This window comes from Streptomyces sp. NPDC004752 (assembly GCF_053601275.1).
Map to the genome: position 1 here is coordinate 1 of NZ_JBSGBN010000188.1, position 14,138 is coordinate 14,138.

The 14,138-nt window shown below is 67.2% G+C and carries 13 protein-coding genes and 5 pseudogenes; 11 read left to right on the forward strand and 7 right to left on the reverse strand.

The window, feature by feature from the left end; all coding sequences use genetic code 11:
• Positions 1-1,300, forward strand: a pseudogene (locus tag ACWEKM_RS42840) (ISL3 family transposase); the annotation flags it as partial.
• Between the two features lie 71 nt (positions 1,301-1,371).
• Here the strand turns inward: ACWEKM_RS42840 and ACWEKM_RS42845 are convergent.
• Both ACWEKM_RS42845 and ACWEKM_RS42850 read right to left on the reverse strand, forming a co-directional pair.
• Positions 1,372-1,752, reverse strand: coding sequence for a hypothetical protein (locus ACWEKM_RS42845; protein ID WP_451626722.1), 381 nt, complete (start codon positions 1,750-1,752; stop codon positions 1,372-1,374).
• Entirely contained in the window at positions 1,749-2,579 is an 831-nt protein-coding gene (locus ACWEKM_RS42850; RefSeq protein WP_451626723.1) for an IS5 family transposase, read from the reverse strand. Before ACWEKM_RS42850 ends, ACWEKM_RS42845 begins: the two co-directional genes overlap by 4 nt.
• Before the next feature lie 331 nt (positions 2,580-2,910).
• On the opposite strand from ACWEKM_RS42850, the pseudogene ACWEKM_RS42855 reads away from it, so the two are divergent.
• From ACWEKM_RS42855 to ACWEKM_RS42875, 5 genes and pseudogenes are all read left to right on the forward strand, one after another.
• Positions 2,911-3,749, forward strand: a pseudogene (locus tag ACWEKM_RS42855) (IS5 family transposase).
• Between the two features lie 371 nt (positions 3,750-4,120).
• Positions 4,121-4,970, forward strand: a pseudogene (locus tag ACWEKM_RS42860) (IS5 family transposase).
• The gene (locus ACWEKM_RS42865) at positions 4,967-5,383 is read left to right on the forward strand and encodes a hypothetical protein (RefSeq protein ID WP_451626724.1); all 417 of its coding nucleotides are present in this window, start codon (positions 4,967-4,969) and stop codon (positions 5,381-5,383) included. Before ACWEKM_RS42860 ends, ACWEKM_RS42865 begins: the two are co-directional and overlap by 4 nt.
• Positions 5,384-5,476: 93 nt before the next feature.
• Positions 5,477-5,680 carry a GNAT family N-acetyltransferase gene (locus ACWEKM_RS42870; RefSeq protein ID WP_451626725.1) on the forward strand — a complete coding sequence of 68 codons (204 nt, stop codon included), beginning with the start codon at positions 5,477-5,479 and terminating at the stop codon, positions 5,678-5,680.
• 192 nt (positions 5,681-5,872) lie between these two features.
• The gene (locus ACWEKM_RS42875) at positions 5,873-6,424 is read left to right on the forward strand and encodes a hypothetical protein (protein WP_451626726.1); all 552 of its coding nucleotides are present in this window, start codon (positions 5,873-5,875) and stop codon (positions 6,422-6,424) included.
• Here the strand turns inward: ACWEKM_RS42875 and ACWEKM_RS42880 are convergent.
• On the reverse strand, positions 6,381-7,298 hold the full coding sequence (locus ACWEKM_RS42880; protein ID WP_451626727.1) for an IS5 family transposase: 918 nt from the start codon (positions 7,296-7,298) through the stop codon (positions 6,381-6,383). The two genes, ACWEKM_RS42875 and ACWEKM_RS42880, sit on opposite strands and share 44 nt — an antisense overlap.
• A gap of 45 nt (positions 7,299-7,343) precedes the next feature.
• On the reverse strand, positions 7,344-7,685 hold the full coding sequence (locus ACWEKM_RS42885; protein ID WP_451626734.1) for a hypothetical protein: 342 nt from the start codon (positions 7,683-7,685) through the stop codon (positions 7,344-7,346).
• 140 nt (positions 7,686-7,825) lie between these two features.
• On the opposite strand from ACWEKM_RS42885, the pseudogene ACWEKM_RS42890 reads away from it, so the two are divergent.
• From ACWEKM_RS42890 to ACWEKM_RS42900, 3 genes and pseudogenes are all read left to right on the forward strand, one after another.
• Positions 7,826-8,749, forward strand: a pseudogene (locus tag ACWEKM_RS42890) (ISAzo13 family transposase); the annotation flags it as partial.
• 69 nt (positions 8,750-8,818) lie between these two features.
• The gene (locus tag ACWEKM_RS42895) at positions 8,819-10,177 is read left to right on the forward strand and encodes an IS4 family transposase (protein WP_451626728.1); all 1,359 of its coding nucleotides are present in this window, start codon (positions 8,819-8,821) and stop codon (positions 10,175-10,177) included.
• A gap of 17 nt (positions 10,178-10,194) precedes the next feature.
• A pseudogene (locus tag ACWEKM_RS42900) lies at positions 10,195-10,941 on the forward strand (ISAzo13-like element transposase-related protein); the annotation flags it as partial.
• Positions 10,942-11,249: 308 nt separating this feature from the next.
• On the opposite strand, the gene ACWEKM_RS42905 reads toward ACWEKM_RS42900, so the two are convergent.
• Positions 11,250-11,708 (reverse strand): Lrp/AsnC family transcriptional regulator, encoded by a 459-nt coding sequence (locus tag ACWEKM_RS42905; protein ID WP_451626729.1) that lies wholly within the window; start codon positions 11,706-11,708, stop codon positions 11,250-11,252.
• Positions 11,709-11,801: 93 nt separating this feature from the next.
• Between ACWEKM_RS42905 and ACWEKM_RS42910 the strand changes: the two genes are divergently transcribed.
• Positions 11,802-12,623, forward strand: a complete 822-nt coding sequence (locus tag ACWEKM_RS42910) for an LLM class flavin-dependent oxidoreductase (protein WP_451626730.1) — start codon at positions 11,802-11,804, stop codon at positions 12,621-12,623.
• Positions 12,620-13,054, forward strand: a complete 435-nt coding sequence (locus ACWEKM_RS42915; RefSeq protein WP_451626731.1) for a nucleoside deaminase — start codon at positions 12,620-12,622, stop codon at positions 13,052-13,054. Before ACWEKM_RS42910 ends, ACWEKM_RS42915 begins: the two co-directional genes overlap by 4 nt.
• A 309-nt stretch (positions 13,055-13,363) precedes the next feature.
• Here ACWEKM_RS42915 and ACWEKM_RS42920 read toward each other — a convergent pair whose 3' ends face one another.
• The gene (locus ACWEKM_RS42920) at positions 13,364-13,858 is read right to left on the reverse strand and encodes a transposase family protein (RefSeq protein WP_451626732.1); all 495 of its coding nucleotides are present in this window, start codon (positions 13,856-13,858) and stop codon (positions 13,364-13,366) included.
• An 18-nt stretch (positions 13,859-13,876) separates the two neighbouring features.
• A partial coding sequence (locus tag ACWEKM_RS42925; RefSeq protein ID WP_451626733.1) for a hypothetical protein occupies positions 13,877-14,138 on the reverse strand: 262 nt, incomplete at its 5' end.

Consider the following 14,138-nt stretch of genomic DNA (forward strand, 5'->3'; position numbering starts at 1 on the left):
CTGACTGCTTCGCCAATCCCGACCTGACCACGTTCACCCGGCTCGACGAACTCGGCCTCGAAGCCACCGCTCAACGGCTCGAAGCCGACCGTGCCGTACTCGCGTGCCGAGTCGTCGAGCCGGACCGGCGGTGCCGTCGATGCGGCTGCGAGGGCGTCCCACGAGACACCGTGACTCGCAAGTTGGCCCACGAGCCAATGGGCTGGCGGCCAACGACACTACTGGTCACGGTGCGTCGCTACCGCTGCACCAGCTGCGGCCACGTGTGGCGTCAAGACACCACCCTCGCCGCCGAGCCCAGGGCGAAGCTGTCTCGGCGCGGGCTGAGGTGGGCCCTGGAAGCGATCGTCGTCCAGCACCTGACCATCGCTCGCGTTGCCGAAGCCCTCGGCGTCGCCTGGAACACAGCGAACGACGCCGTCCTCGCCGAAGGCAAGCGAGTGCTGATCAACGACGAACACCGCTTCGACGGGGTGACCGCCATCGGTGTCGATGAGCACGTGTGGAGACACACGCGCCGCGGCGACAAGTACGTCACCGTGATCATCGACCTCACCGGGATCCGCGAGGGCACTGGCGCAGCGCGACTGCTCGACATGGTCGAGGGCCGATCCAAGCAAGGCTTCAAAGCCTGGCTGACAGACCGGGACCAAGTGTGGCGTGACAGTGTCGAAGTGGTCGCCATGGACGGGTTCACCGGGTTCAAGACGGCCCCCGCAGAAGAGTTGCCCAACGCCGTTGCGGTAATGGATCCGTTCCATGTCGTGCGACTGGCCGGTGACGCGCTCGACAGGTGCCGCCGCCGGGTCCAGCTCGCGATCCATGGCCACCGTGGGATGAAGAACGACCCGCTCTACGCCGTGCGACGCACCCTGCACACCGGCGCAGGGCTACTCACCGACAAGCAGAAGGACCGGCTCGCCGCCCTCTTCGCCGACGACGCGCACGTCGAGGTCGAAGCGAACTGAGGCATCTACCAGCGAATGATCGCCGCCTACCGCCACGAGGACCTTCGCCGAGGCCGAGACCAGATGGCCAAGCTCATCCCGCGATCAGCACCGGCGTCCCGAAAGCACTGACCGAGATCATCACCCTCGGCCGGACCCTAAAGAAGCGCGCCGCCGACGTCCTCGCCTACTTCGACCGGCCAGGCACCAGCAACGGGCCAACCGAGGCGATCAACGGACGCCTTGAGCACCTCCGCGGCTCCGCCCTCGGCTTCCGCAACCTCACCAACTACATCGCGAGATCCCTCCTCGAGACCGGCGGGTTCAGGCCGCAGTTACACCCTCGATTGTGAAGAGGACGGTTCGTGAGTTGATGTCCGTTTCGAAGTGAGGCTTGGGGCAGGGGTGCTGGTCGCGGCGCCGGCTACGGCTTCCTGGCGAAGTTGCCGGTGTCGGCTTCGGTAAGGATGCCGAGTTTGACCAGGCGCTTCAGCTTGGCCCGGGTGCCTTCGATGTTCTTCGGCAGTAGTTCGTGGCCAAGGGCCTGGCAGACGTCCTTGGCCTCGTTGAAGGCAGCGAGGATGTGCGGGTAGTCCGGGTGCTCGGGCAACTCGGGCGGGGATGAGGGGAGCCGGTCGGCAAGGCCGGTGACGGTCCTGCGGGTGATCGCGAGGTGCTCAAGGTGTGTCTCGACCTCCCGCAGCCGGGTCTGCAGGTCCTCGATCTGCGCGCGCAGGTCGTCGGTCAGGGCCCGGGCGGCGTCCTCCTGCAGGTCCAGTGCCTGAAGGAGGGGGTGAATGTTCACGCGCTCACCGCCTTTCCGCGCCAGGTGGAGGTGTTCGCGCCGGTGAGGCGGCGGATCATGACGTGGGACATCGCCCAGTAGACGCGGGAGGCGGACGAGGCGGTGCGGTGCTCGTAGTCACGGACCAGACGCCGGTGCAGTATCAGGATCCCGTAGGCCTGTTCGACCCTCCACCGCTTCGGCTGCGGCAGGAATCCCCGGTGCCCGGGGTCGCGTTCGACGATCTCGACGTCAATGCCCTGGCCGGCGCCGTGGTCGACTACCTGGTTCTTGAAGCCCTGGTCGACCAGGGCTTTGCGGACGGCGTCGCCGGTGTGCTCGGCGACCTGGTCCAGCAGGACGATGCCCGCGGTGTTGTCGTGGATGTTCGCGGCCAGGACGACGACCGCGAGGACATCCACGGCCAGGCCGCGCTTGCGGCCCGGCACCCGCTTGGCCGGATCGTAGCCGGTCGTGGCGGCGGGGACCCCGACGGCCGCGTGGACGCTCTGGGTGTCCAGCACCACCAGGGTGTCCTCTAATCGTCGGGCGCGTTCACGGACCTGGCAGCGCAGGAGTTCATGGATGACCTGGTCGGTTCCGTCGTCCCGCCAGGCGGCGAAGTAGTAGTACGTCGCGCTCTTCTGCGGCAGGTCGTGGGGGAGGTAGGCCCACTGGCAGCCGGTCCGCCCCTGGTAGAGGATCGCGTTCACGATCTCCCTCATGTCGTAGGCGCCCTGATGACCGCTGACCGAGCGGTGCCGGTCCTTCCACGCGGTGATCACCGGCTCGATCAACGACCACTGCTCGTCCGATAAGTCGCTGGGATACGGCTTGCGTTCACTCACCCCGCCAACCCCAGCAGACCCCGCACCGCGGTCCCATCCGTTCCGCCTGCACCCCACACCATCAGGCGACCACAGAACGACTCAAAAACTCACGAACCGCCCACTCAGTGGGGATTTAGGTATGACTTGCGGTGATACATCGCTCTTGCGGCTTGGCATTTTTGAAGTGATTTGCTTCCTATGTGCAGCTTCACGGCCTTCCAGGCTCCGGCTTCGGCGCCCATTTGCTCCGTGTCTCGCACCCAGATTCCGTCTGGTCTATGGACGTCATAGAAACGCCCAGCTGATCAAGTAACGCTGTCAGTGGCGCTGTTGGTGTGAGGGCCCTTTCGTGAGCCAGCGGAAGCCGTACCCCAGCGACCTGTCCGACGCCCGATGGGCATTGATCGAACCGACCTTATCCGCCTGGAGGAAAGCCCGACTCGATCGCAGACCCACCGGCCAGCCGGCCCAGGTCGAACTGCGCGATGTCTTCAACGCAATCCTGTACATCAACCGTACGGGAATCCCGTGGAAATACCTCCCACACGACTTCCCGAACCATGGCACCGTCTACGCCTACTACGCCGCTTGGCGCGACGAAGGAATCCTCGCCCAACTCAACTACGACCTGACCGGCCTGGCCCGCGTCAAGGAAGGGCCAAGCCCGAACCGACAGCCTCCGTGATCGATACACAGAGCGTGAAGACCTCCACTAATGTGCCCCTGACCAGCCAGGGGACGGATGCCGGAAAGAGGATCGTCGGCCGGAAGAGGGGCATCATCACAGACACGCTCGGCCTGCTCCTCGCCGTGACCGTCACCGCCGCAAGCCTGTCGGAAAACGCCGTCGGAATACGACTACTCGACCAGGCCAAAAAGACCTACCCCACCATCTCCAAGAGCTGGGTCGATACCGGATTCAAGAACGCCGTGGTCGAGCACGGCGCCAACCTCGGAATCGACGTCGAAGTCGTCAACAGAAACCCCGGCATCCGCGGCTTCCACGTCGTCAAAAGGCGCTGGGTCGTCGAGCGAAGTCTAGGATGGATCATGCTCCGCCGACGCCTGGCCCGCGACTACGAGACCCTCCCCGCCAGCTCCGAAGCCATGATCCACATCGCCTCGATCGACAACCTCGCCAAGCGCATAACGGACGAGACCACACCCACCTGGCGAGGCACCTACTAGGGCATACGGGGCGATCCACCTAAATCAAATGCCCTCTCAGAGGCCACCAAATATCCGATGACGTATTCATTCGACTTGAGGAGGAACACCCGGTCGTTGCTGGGCGTCTCCTGGGGCTCGCCAGGGTAGGACCACGAGTTGAAGTCATAATGGTTCTCCTCGTGAGGTATCCGTCCTACACGGGTTGCGAGCCTCCGCCAGGAGATGGGTGACTTGGGCGTAACCACAGCCAGGTCGTCAAGCCATATCAGGCTTTTAGGGGCTCTTCAGTGGGTGGTTCGTGAGTATATGGGTCATTCTGGTGTCGCCTGATGGTGTGGACGGAGGCGGAACGTGCCGGTCCGATGCCGGTGGCCTGCTGGGATCGGTGGGTGAGTGAACGCAAGCCGTACCAGAGCGACTTGACGGACGAGCAATGGGCGTTGGTCGAGCCGGTGCTCACGGCCTCGAAGAACCGGCACCGTTCCGTCAGCGGCCACCAGGGCCGCTACTCGATGCGGGAGATCGTGAACTCTGATCCTCTACCAGTCCCGGACCGGCTGTCAGTGGGCTCTCCTGCCGAACGACCTGCCGCCGAAGAGTGCGACGTACTACTACTTCGCCGCCTGGCGGGACGACGGCACCGACCAGCAGATCCATGAACTCCTGCGCTGCCAGGTGCGGGAGAGGAACCGGCGATTAGAGGACCCGACCCTGGTGATTCTGGGCACTCAGAGTGTCCGGGCAGCCACCGGGGTCCCTGTGGCCACGACGGGCAAAGACGCCGCGAAACGGGTGCCGGGCCGCAAGCGGGGACTGGCCGTGGACGTCCTCGGCCTGGTCATCGCAGTCACCGTGCCGGCCGCGAGCGTCCACGACAACGCTGCCGGCATCACGTTGCCCGACCAGGTCGCCGTCGCGGCCGGCGGCTCGGTCAGCAAGGCCCTGGTCGACCAGGGCTTCACAAACCAGGTCGTCACGCACGGGGCCGCCCTCGGCATCGACGTCGAGATCGTCCAGCGCAACCCTGAGGAGCAGGGATTCGTTCCGCAGCCGAAGCGGTGGCGGGTGGAGCAGACGTTCGGGATCCTGATACTGCACCGGCGGCTGGTCCGCGACTACGAACACCGCCCGGCCTCCTCCGCCTCACGCGTCTACTGGGCCATGACCCACGTCATAGCCCGTCGGCTCACCGACACGAACACGCTCACCTGGCGCGATCCGCGGGTGGCCGGCGCGTGAACCTGAACTCCCTCCTCCAGGCACTCGACCTTCAGGAAGACGCCGCCCGGGCCCTGGCCGACGATCTCCGCACCCAGATCGACGCCCTGCAGACCCAACTCCGTGAGGCCGAACTACGTCTGGAACACCTCGCCGTCACCCGCACGACCATCACCGGCCTCGCCGACCGAATCCCGGCCCAGACGGTCGACCCAGCAGGACGTCTGGAGCTGCCCGAGCACCCGGACTACCCGCGCATCCTCGCCGCCTTCAACGACACCACCGGTCCGCTGAGGGCCCGAGACATCTGTCAGGCCCTCGACTTCGAGCTCCTGCCGAAACATGTCGAACGCACCCGCGCCAAGATGAAACGCCTGGTCACCATAGGAATCCTCACCGAGGCCGAGCCCGGCACCTTCAGCAAGAAGCAGTAGCCAAGTCCGGAACGGACATCAACTCACAAACCGCCCGCTGATACCAACGAGCACCGCCGCTGGGATCTGGTCGAAGGGTCGCGGTATGCCAAATTGGACAACACCCTTCGTCCGCGCATCGATCTGATCTGGACTGCAGGCTCATACCGAGGCCGCGGTATCGGCTCCGCGCTCGTGCGGGCACTCGCCGACGACTTCGGTTGTGGGGTAGGCGACGTGTCCTGGTCGGGCCCGATCAGCGACGCGAGTCGCCGACTCGCGCGCCGGCTGTCCCCCGAAGGTATCTGGGTCAGTTGATTTCCTCACGGCGTCTCGCTGCCGAACGTCGAAGGTGTAACCCTCATCGCAGAACACCAGGTCAAGGTCCAAGGGTGTCAGAAGCTGTTGTCTTTCCGGACTTGAGGACTGCGTTTCCGCTGGTCGGGCATAGGGTCGGCGATCCCGTGGGAGTTGTGGCCTGTCGTGCTGTCGCTGCCCGGGAGGTCGTGGATGCCGTCGGTGGTTGGGCTGTTGGAACAGCGTGAGCTGGGTGCTCGCCGTCGTGTGGACGAGCTGCGGGAGGAAGCCGACCGTGTCCAGGCCGAGTTGGCCGTGGCTGAGCGGGAATGGAAGGAGTGGGCCATCGCCTGCTCGCGGGTCGGCGAGGTGCTGGCCCCCGTGGACGAGAGCGGGCAGGACCACGCCCGGGCCGAGGGGACCACGCCGGCCGCCGAGGAGCAGACCGTAAAGACGTCGCAGGTGCCGACCGCGGCGAAGTCGAAGTCGCAGGTTCCGATGTGGCGTGAGGGGCTGGGCTGGTCGGTGCTGTCGGTGGACTACCAGCGCATCCTTATGGCGCTCGCGGACCGGGCCCGGCTCCATCAAGGGCCGCTGACCTGCCAGGAGATGGCCGCGGCGTTCGGCATGGACGTGGTGCCGGCACGGGTGGAGGCGCTGCGGTCGAAGGCGAAGCGCCTGGTCGCGCGCGGCTGGCTGGCCGAGCAGCAGCCAGGCCGGTTCACGCTGGCTGCGGGCGTGGCCGGGCCAGGCGGCGGGTCATGAGCAGGGTCATCGACCAGTAGACCATCGCCTCGGCGCTGGTGGTGCGCCGCTCATAGTCGCGTGCCAGGCGGCGGGTGCGCATCAGGTGGGCGAAGAGGCGCTCGACGATCCACCGCTTGGGCAGCACCACGAAGCCTCGCATGTCGTCGCTGCGTTTGACGATCGCCAGGACCAGGGCGAGCGCGGCCAGGCAGTGCTCGACGAGGCTGCCGGTGTAGCCGCCGTCGGCCCAGACCAGCTCCAACTGGTGGTGCGCGTCGGCGACTTGTCGCAGCAGCACCTGGGCGGCGGTGCGGTAGCCGGTGTCCGCGGCGGTGACCATCACGCCCAGCAGCAGGCCGAGCGTGTCGACCACGACGTGCCGCTTGCGCCCGTTGATCTGCTTGCCGCCGTCGAAGCCGCGGCTGTCCGACCCGACGACGGCGTCCGCCTTGACCGACTGCGAGTCGATCACCCCGGCCGTCGGCTCCGTATCCCGCCCCAGCCTCTCGCGGATCCTCGCGCGCAACCGGTCGTGGAACTCCTTGACCAGGCCGTGGTCGCGCCAGCGGCGAAAGAACGCGTATACCCGGTCCCACGGCGGGAAGTCGGCGGGCATCGCCCGCCACTTGATGCCATTGTCGACCAGGTAGCGGATCGCATCGAGTATCGCCCGGTGGCAGTACGCCTCCGGCTGCCCTCCCCGGCCGCGCATCCAGCCAGGTACCGGCAGCAACGGCCGTACCGCCGCCCACTCCGCGCCCGTCATGTCCATCGGGTAGCGCGACTGCCGAACCCCGTTGTCGGCGGCGTTTCCGAACCGGTGAGCCAGGCACTCACACTCCAGCGTGACGGAACTGGACTGCGCGCCCATCGACACGGAACACTGCGGCACCAGGGCCTCCTGATGTTGCTCGGTGATTCGACACCAACGAGCTGTTCAGGAGGCCCTGCTCGTATGCGCCGAACACCCCGCGACCACCCAATCGATACTCTCGTTCGACGGACACCGCTCAAGATCGGAACGACAACAGCTACTCAGCCTGCGGAAGACGATCGCCAACCAGATCGCGTCTTCCTCCCAGACGTCCGTGTACAGGCAGGTACCGTCCTCGTGCAGATACGCCTCACCTGGGCCGTTCTCCGTTTTGAACTGCCATACGAGGCTGCGCACTTCGCTGCAGCGCATCGAGTCGATTTCGAGCCCAGACCGCCGGGCACGGATCGCGTCTGTCAGCGCATCCCGATTGATGTGCCATCCGCCCGCATCACCCTCGACCACCGCCAAGAACGTTATAGCCAGCGTCTACCAGATGTCCGTGACACAGCGCCGATCGGTTGGGGCTTGCAGATCATCAACGCGTAGCTTCCGGCTCGGTGGCTCGTTGATGTGCTGTGGGCATTGCGTCGGAGCAACAGGTGGTGCTGGCAGCGAAGTTCGAGACGATCCTGCCGCATCTCGATGAGCGTCAGCGTCGTCTGCTGCTGGGAGCGGAGGCGCGGTCGATCGGGCACGGCGGGATCAGGCTGGTCGCGCGGGCCGCTGACGTGCGGGAGGCGACCGTGTCGCTGGGGGTGCGCGAGCTGGAGTCGGGGGAGCCGCCGCTGGGACGCGTCCGGCGACCGGGCGGCGGTCGCAAACGGGTCGTCGACCTGGATCCCGCTCTGCGTGATGTGCTGCTGGCGCTGGTGGAGCCGGATGTGCGCGGGGATCCGATGTCGCCGCTGCGCTGGACGACGAAGTCGACGCGCAACCTGGCGGCCGAGCTGACCCGGCAGGGCCACCGGGTCTCGGCCGACACGGTCGGGGACCTGCTGCGCGCGGAGGGCTTCAGCCTGCAGGGCAACGCCAAGACCATCGAGGGCAGCCGGCACCCGGACCGGGATGGGCAGTTCCGCTACCTCAACGAGCGGGCCAAGGCCCACAGCGATGCCGGAGAGCCGGTGGCCAGCGTGGACACCAAGAAGAAGGTGCTGGTCGGCCAGTACAAGAACGCCGGACAGCAGTGGCTGCCGGCGGGGCAGCCGGTTCAGGTCTCCACCCATGACTTCCCCGACACGCAGCTGGGCAAGGCGATTCCCTACGGCGTCTACGACCTGGCCGCGAACACCGGCTGGGTCAACGTCGGCACCGACCACGACACCGCCGCGTTCGCGGTCGGGTCCATCCGCCGCTGGTGGAAGGCCCGCGGCAGCCTCGACTACCCGACCGCGACGAAACTGCTGATCACCGCGGACGCCGGCGGCTCCAACGGCTACCGCACCCGCGCCTGGAAGAGCGAACTGGCCGCCCTGGCCCTGGAGACCGGCCTGGAAATCACCGTGTGCCACTTTCCGCCGGGCACACAATGCCGCTGCTTGAACTCGTCAAGCAGTTCGCAGTGACGCCGGAGGAGCGCGGTCGTTGGGCCCGGCATGCATCCTTGGGTGGGGTTGTCCGATCATGTGCGACTGGGGGTGGTGACCCGGTGGGTGACTCCGGAACTGGTCGCCGAGGTGCTGGAGAAGTGCCGGGTCCGGGACAAGAAGCCCGGCGCGCTGCCGACCGGGTTCATGGTCTACTTCACGCTTGCCCTGGCGCTGTTCCAGCAGGACTCCTATGACGATGTAGCGGAGCAACTGGTGGGCAGTATCCGGGAGTTGAGCGGGAGCATCCCGAACAAGTCCTCGTTCACGCGGGCGCGCAGGCGTCTGGGACCGCTGGTCCTGGAGGCCGTCTTCCGTGAGCTGGCCGACCCGTTGGCCCCCGTCGGTCTGGAGGGCTCCTTCTACCGCGGGATGCGGCTGGCCGCGGTGGACGGGTTCGTACTGGACGCGCCGGACACACCGGCCAACCGGGCCGCGTTCGGTGGGCCGGTCAAGAACGGCCAGCCGGCGGGGTTCCCTCAAGTGCGGGTGGTGACACTGACCGAGTGCGGCACGCACGCGCAGATCGACGCGGCGGTAGGCGGATTCAACGGCGGTGAGCGGGAGTTGGCGATCACTCTGGCGACCTCGGCGAGCAAGATGCTCGTCATCATGGACCGGGGCTTCCCCGGGGTCGAGCTGTGGAAGACCTATCTCGGATTCGGGGCTCACCTGCTGATCCGGGCTCGCTCGCCGGTGGCGCACCGGCCGGTCGAGCATCTGCCCGACGGGACCTACCTGGGGAGGATGAACCTGGGCGGGCAGAAGGGCGCGCATCCTGGCGGGGTGCTGGTCCGGGTGATCGAGTACCGCGTCGACGGCGGCGAGGTGGTCAGGCTGTTGACTGATCTGTTGGACCCGGTTGCGTATCCGGCGGCGGAGTTGGCAGGGCTCTACCATGCCAGGTGGGAGGCGGAGTCGGCGTTCCGGCAGATCAAGACGTTCCAGCGCGGGCCGGTCGAGGTCCTGCGCTCGGGAGACCCGGATCTGGTGCGGCAGGAGGTCTGGGCGCACCTGGTCGTGCACCACTGCCTCACGCGGGTCATCATGTGTCTGGCCGACGACAACGGCATCAACCCGGACCGGGTCTCGTTCGTCAAGGTCCTCAAGCACACGCGGCGCAGCGTGGTCCGCCAGTGCGCGGATACGCCCAAGAAGATCAACAAGTTCCTGGCCATGCTGGCGGCGAAGGTGCGCCGGAAGCTCGACAACGGCGCCAGGCGCCTGCGCGAGGCGGACCGACACCTCAAACGGCCGGACTCGAAGTACTCCTCGAAGCTCTCCTACCGGATCAACACCCAGGACCGGCAACCGACACGGCGGATCACAGCCAAGGCCATCACGCTGCAACCCGCGATAGTCCAGTAGTCAAGCAACGGCATTGGCCTGGAACATCGAAATGGAACAAGGTCGAACACCGGCTGTTCTCACACATCACGATGAACTGGCGCGGCAGGCCGCTGACCAGCCACGAAGTGGTCGTGAACAGCATCGCCGCGACCCGCACCCGCACCGGGCTGACCGTCCGTGCCGAGCTCGACACCGGCACCTACCCCACCAGCGTGACCGTCGGCAACCGGCAAATGGACGCCCTGCCCCTGACCCGGCACACCTGGCACAGCGACTGGAACTATACGCTGCGGCCCGAGCCCTATACCGAGATCAACGAGGCCCCGGACCCGTTCGACCAGCCCAGCCCCGACCTCGCCTGGCTGTGCCATCCGCTGTTCACTGGGCTCACCGCGGTCGGGTGGGACACCCTGATCACCCAACTCCTGGCCCTCCACGACGCTCAGCGCGAGGGCCAACTCGACAAGCGCCGCGGCCACCGGCCCCGCATCAAGGGCGACGGCACCACCGGCCGCCGCCCCGTCCTCACCCTCGCCGACCGCCTCCTGGCCGTCCTGCTCCACCAGCGGCTCGGCCTCCCGCAAGCCGCCGTCGCCCGGCTCTTCGGCGTCACACCCGAGACCGTCAACCGCCGCATCCGCGACATCCGCCAACTCCTCCAGGCAGCCGGGCACACCGTCAAACCCACCGGACCTCGACTTGCCGACCTGCACGCCCTCCACGACCTCGCCACCAGCCACGGAATCACCATCGCCACAGAGATCAAGACTGCGAGTCAATGATCTGCAAGCCCTTGTCGCCAGAAGTTGGAATGGGCTCACTACCTGAACGTCCAAAATCCCGCTGGGCACAGCGGCAGTCTCTCTGCATACATGACAACAACCCGGCGATCTGATGCGATCACCGCGCTGACCGCTGCCGCCGAGCGAGCTCAGCGCGCGGTAGAGGCCGAGGATCGCGGAGACGCTCATGAGGCGATCCGACTCTGGGGATCGACAGCCTGGCCGCCAACCTAGCAGGGCTTCGGCGTAGTCGCGGAGCATCCGGTTCGTGGTGATCTGTCGGCTCGGCGGTGCCCCGGGAAGGGGGGTCAGGGGCGGTTGGGGCCGCGATACGGCAGTGTCCGGCTGTAGACGACGCTTGTGGTCGTGCTGCCGAGGCCGGCCAGTTCATCGACGAGTGTCTCCAGGTGCTCCATGGCGGTCGCCGCGACCTTCAGGGTGTAGCAGTCGTCACCAGTGGTGCGCAGACACTCCAGGATTTCACGTCGCTCGGCGAGCAGTCGGCGCAAGGGCTGGTGGCGGTTGCCCGGGTACTTCAGGCGGACGACGGCGAGCACGGGATAGCCGACCTTGGCGAGGTCCACCGTCGCGTGGTAGCCGGTGATGACGCCGAGTGACTCCAGATTCCGCACCCGTTCCGTGGTGGCCGACGGGCTGAGGCTCACCCGCCGTCCCAGCTCGCTGAGGGAGATGCGGGCCTCCTGTTGCAGTTGCTCGATGATCGCCCAGTCGGTGTCATCAAAGCTCATGTATGGATTCACGGCCATTCCGCGATTTTACCGGGAGAACCAGAGAAGAACTGGGATTCCACCAGGAGGATTCAGTTCCGCACTCCATGATCGCGGGGATAGCATCGGCCCATGGAACTTGGCGTCAACGTACCGAACTTCGGGCCGGGGACCGATCCCGGCGTGCTGCGGGAGTGGGCGCGGGTCGTGGAGGGACTGGGCTTCGGCCTCCTGATGGTGTCGGACCACGTGGCCGTAACCCCAGATGTGGCTGTGCGGTATCCGGAGCCGTTTTACGAGCCGTTCACCACGCTGTCCTGGCTGGCTGGGATCACGACCGGGCTGCGGCTGGGCACAACCGTGCTCGTACTGCCGTACCGGGACCCGCTGCTGGTGGCGCGCATGACCAGTGCTCTCGACCGACTCAGCGGCGGCCGGTTCGTCCTCGGGGTGGGGGTCGGCTGGGCGCGTCAGGAGTTCGACGCGCTCGGCGTACCGTTCAGCGCGCGCGGCAGGCTGACCAACGACTACCTGGGCACACTGCGGGACGTCTGGGGCGCGCAGGACGGGTCCGGCGGAGCAGGAACGGTACCCGTCTGGGTCGGCGGCCACAGCACGGCGGCGATCCGGCGCACTGTCCGGTTCGGCGACGCCTGGCACCCGCTGCGGCTCCCCCTGGACCGGATGCGCGCGGTCTTGGCCGAGCACCCGCTACCGGGGTTCGCACCCCGTATCGCGCTGCGGCCGACCACGACCGTTGTCGACGACCCCGAACGGCCGGCCGGCGTGGGCACCATGGAGCAGATCCTCGACGATCTCGTCCAGCTCCGCTTGCTCGGTGCCAGCACCGTCGTGTTCGACCCCTACCACGGAGACCCGGAGGAGACCCGTCGGCCCGACGCGGCCTGGCGGGCGCTCACTGACGTGACCACGCACTGGAGGACAGCATCGTGATCACCACCGCGGACGAGATCCTGCTACGACGTGCCATCGGCATTGCGGCCCGCGCGGTCGCCCTGGGCGACGCCCCGTACGGCTCCCTGCTGGCCGGTCCGGACGGCACGGTGCTCGCCGAGGCCCACAACACCGTGCAGCGCGACAACGACATCACGGCCCACCCGGAACTGAAGCTCGCCCGCTGGGCGGCCCGCGAACTCGACCCGGACACAGCCGCCCGCACCACCCTGTACACCAGTTGCCAGCCCTGCGGCATGTGCGGCGGCGGCATCATCCGCTCCGGCATCGGCCGGGTCGTCCACGCGCTCTCCACCGAACAACTCATCGCGCTCAACCCGCAGGGCGCCTGGCCGACGGTGCCCTACGACGGCCCTGCCCTGTTCGACGAGGCGCGCGGCCCCATCGACGCTTACTACCGGCCGAGCTGACGGCATCGGCCAGGCGGCTCCAGCGGAGCCCATCACGGCTCCGTCGTTCTCGTGATCGGCCGGGAATGATCACGTGAGTCCGAGGGGTGCCAGCGGCCGGGCCATGCCTCTTGCGTGATGGCGCAGGCCCTCGGTGATGTTCTCCCGCCCCGTCAGGCGGAGTGCGCCGATGGCCAGGTTCCGCAGGGAGGCCATCGCCCGGGGTGCGCTGCGGTCCGCACTCGCGAGGCGTCCTCTCCGAATGTCACACCCCTGACGTGGTGCTCACCTTTCTCGATGGCCCAGTGCCCGCGTATCCGTTCCGCCAGGTCAGCTGCTGTCGCTTGGTGGGCCGTCAGAGTGGTCGGCGCCCGCGATAGCCGCCCGCACCGGGCGGGACGGAGGGTGTTCGTCCTCGTCGGCGCTGCGGCAAGCGTCCGCACGAGCGGTGAGCCAGGCACCGATCGCCGCGTCGAGCGCGTCGCCGTCGATGCGCTGCAGTACCCGGCGGACGGTCGCCTCGCTGGGCGCTTGATAAGGCCGGTCCGGATCGCACAGCGTGGCCCCGCAGTGGAGAAGGAGCCGGTCAGGGGCGTCGGCGGCCCACTCGGCGATCGCGGTGAAGGACTTCGCTCCGGCCAGAATCCCGCAGGCGGCCAGGGCCAGGACATACGACAGCGGGTGGCGCCGGCCGCGGGGGCGACGCGGGTCGGGAAGGCAGCGCAGCCGGTCAAGCAGGTCGGGCACATCGTCGGAGCGGGCCGGATCGGAACCGGCGAGTTGGCTCAGCCCGGCGGGGACGGGAGCTGATGACGTAGCAGGCACGGTCTTCCGTTGTGGTGATCAGTGAACTCGACACTCCATGATCACCGGGAGCCGTGCCTGCGTGTGCGCCTGCCGGTCCAGCACGTCACCATCACGACCCAGTTCGGGTATCAGGCCCATACCGGCTACGTCAGGCCGACCGCGAGAAGGACGGAGCCCTGGGACAGGACGGCTGAGCAGGCGTAAGAAGCCATCCGCATTCCGGGCGTGATCGAACAGGGTTCCTGTTCGGGTGATCGTGGCGTCATCGGCGCATGAAGGCAGGACCTCCTGGTAGCTC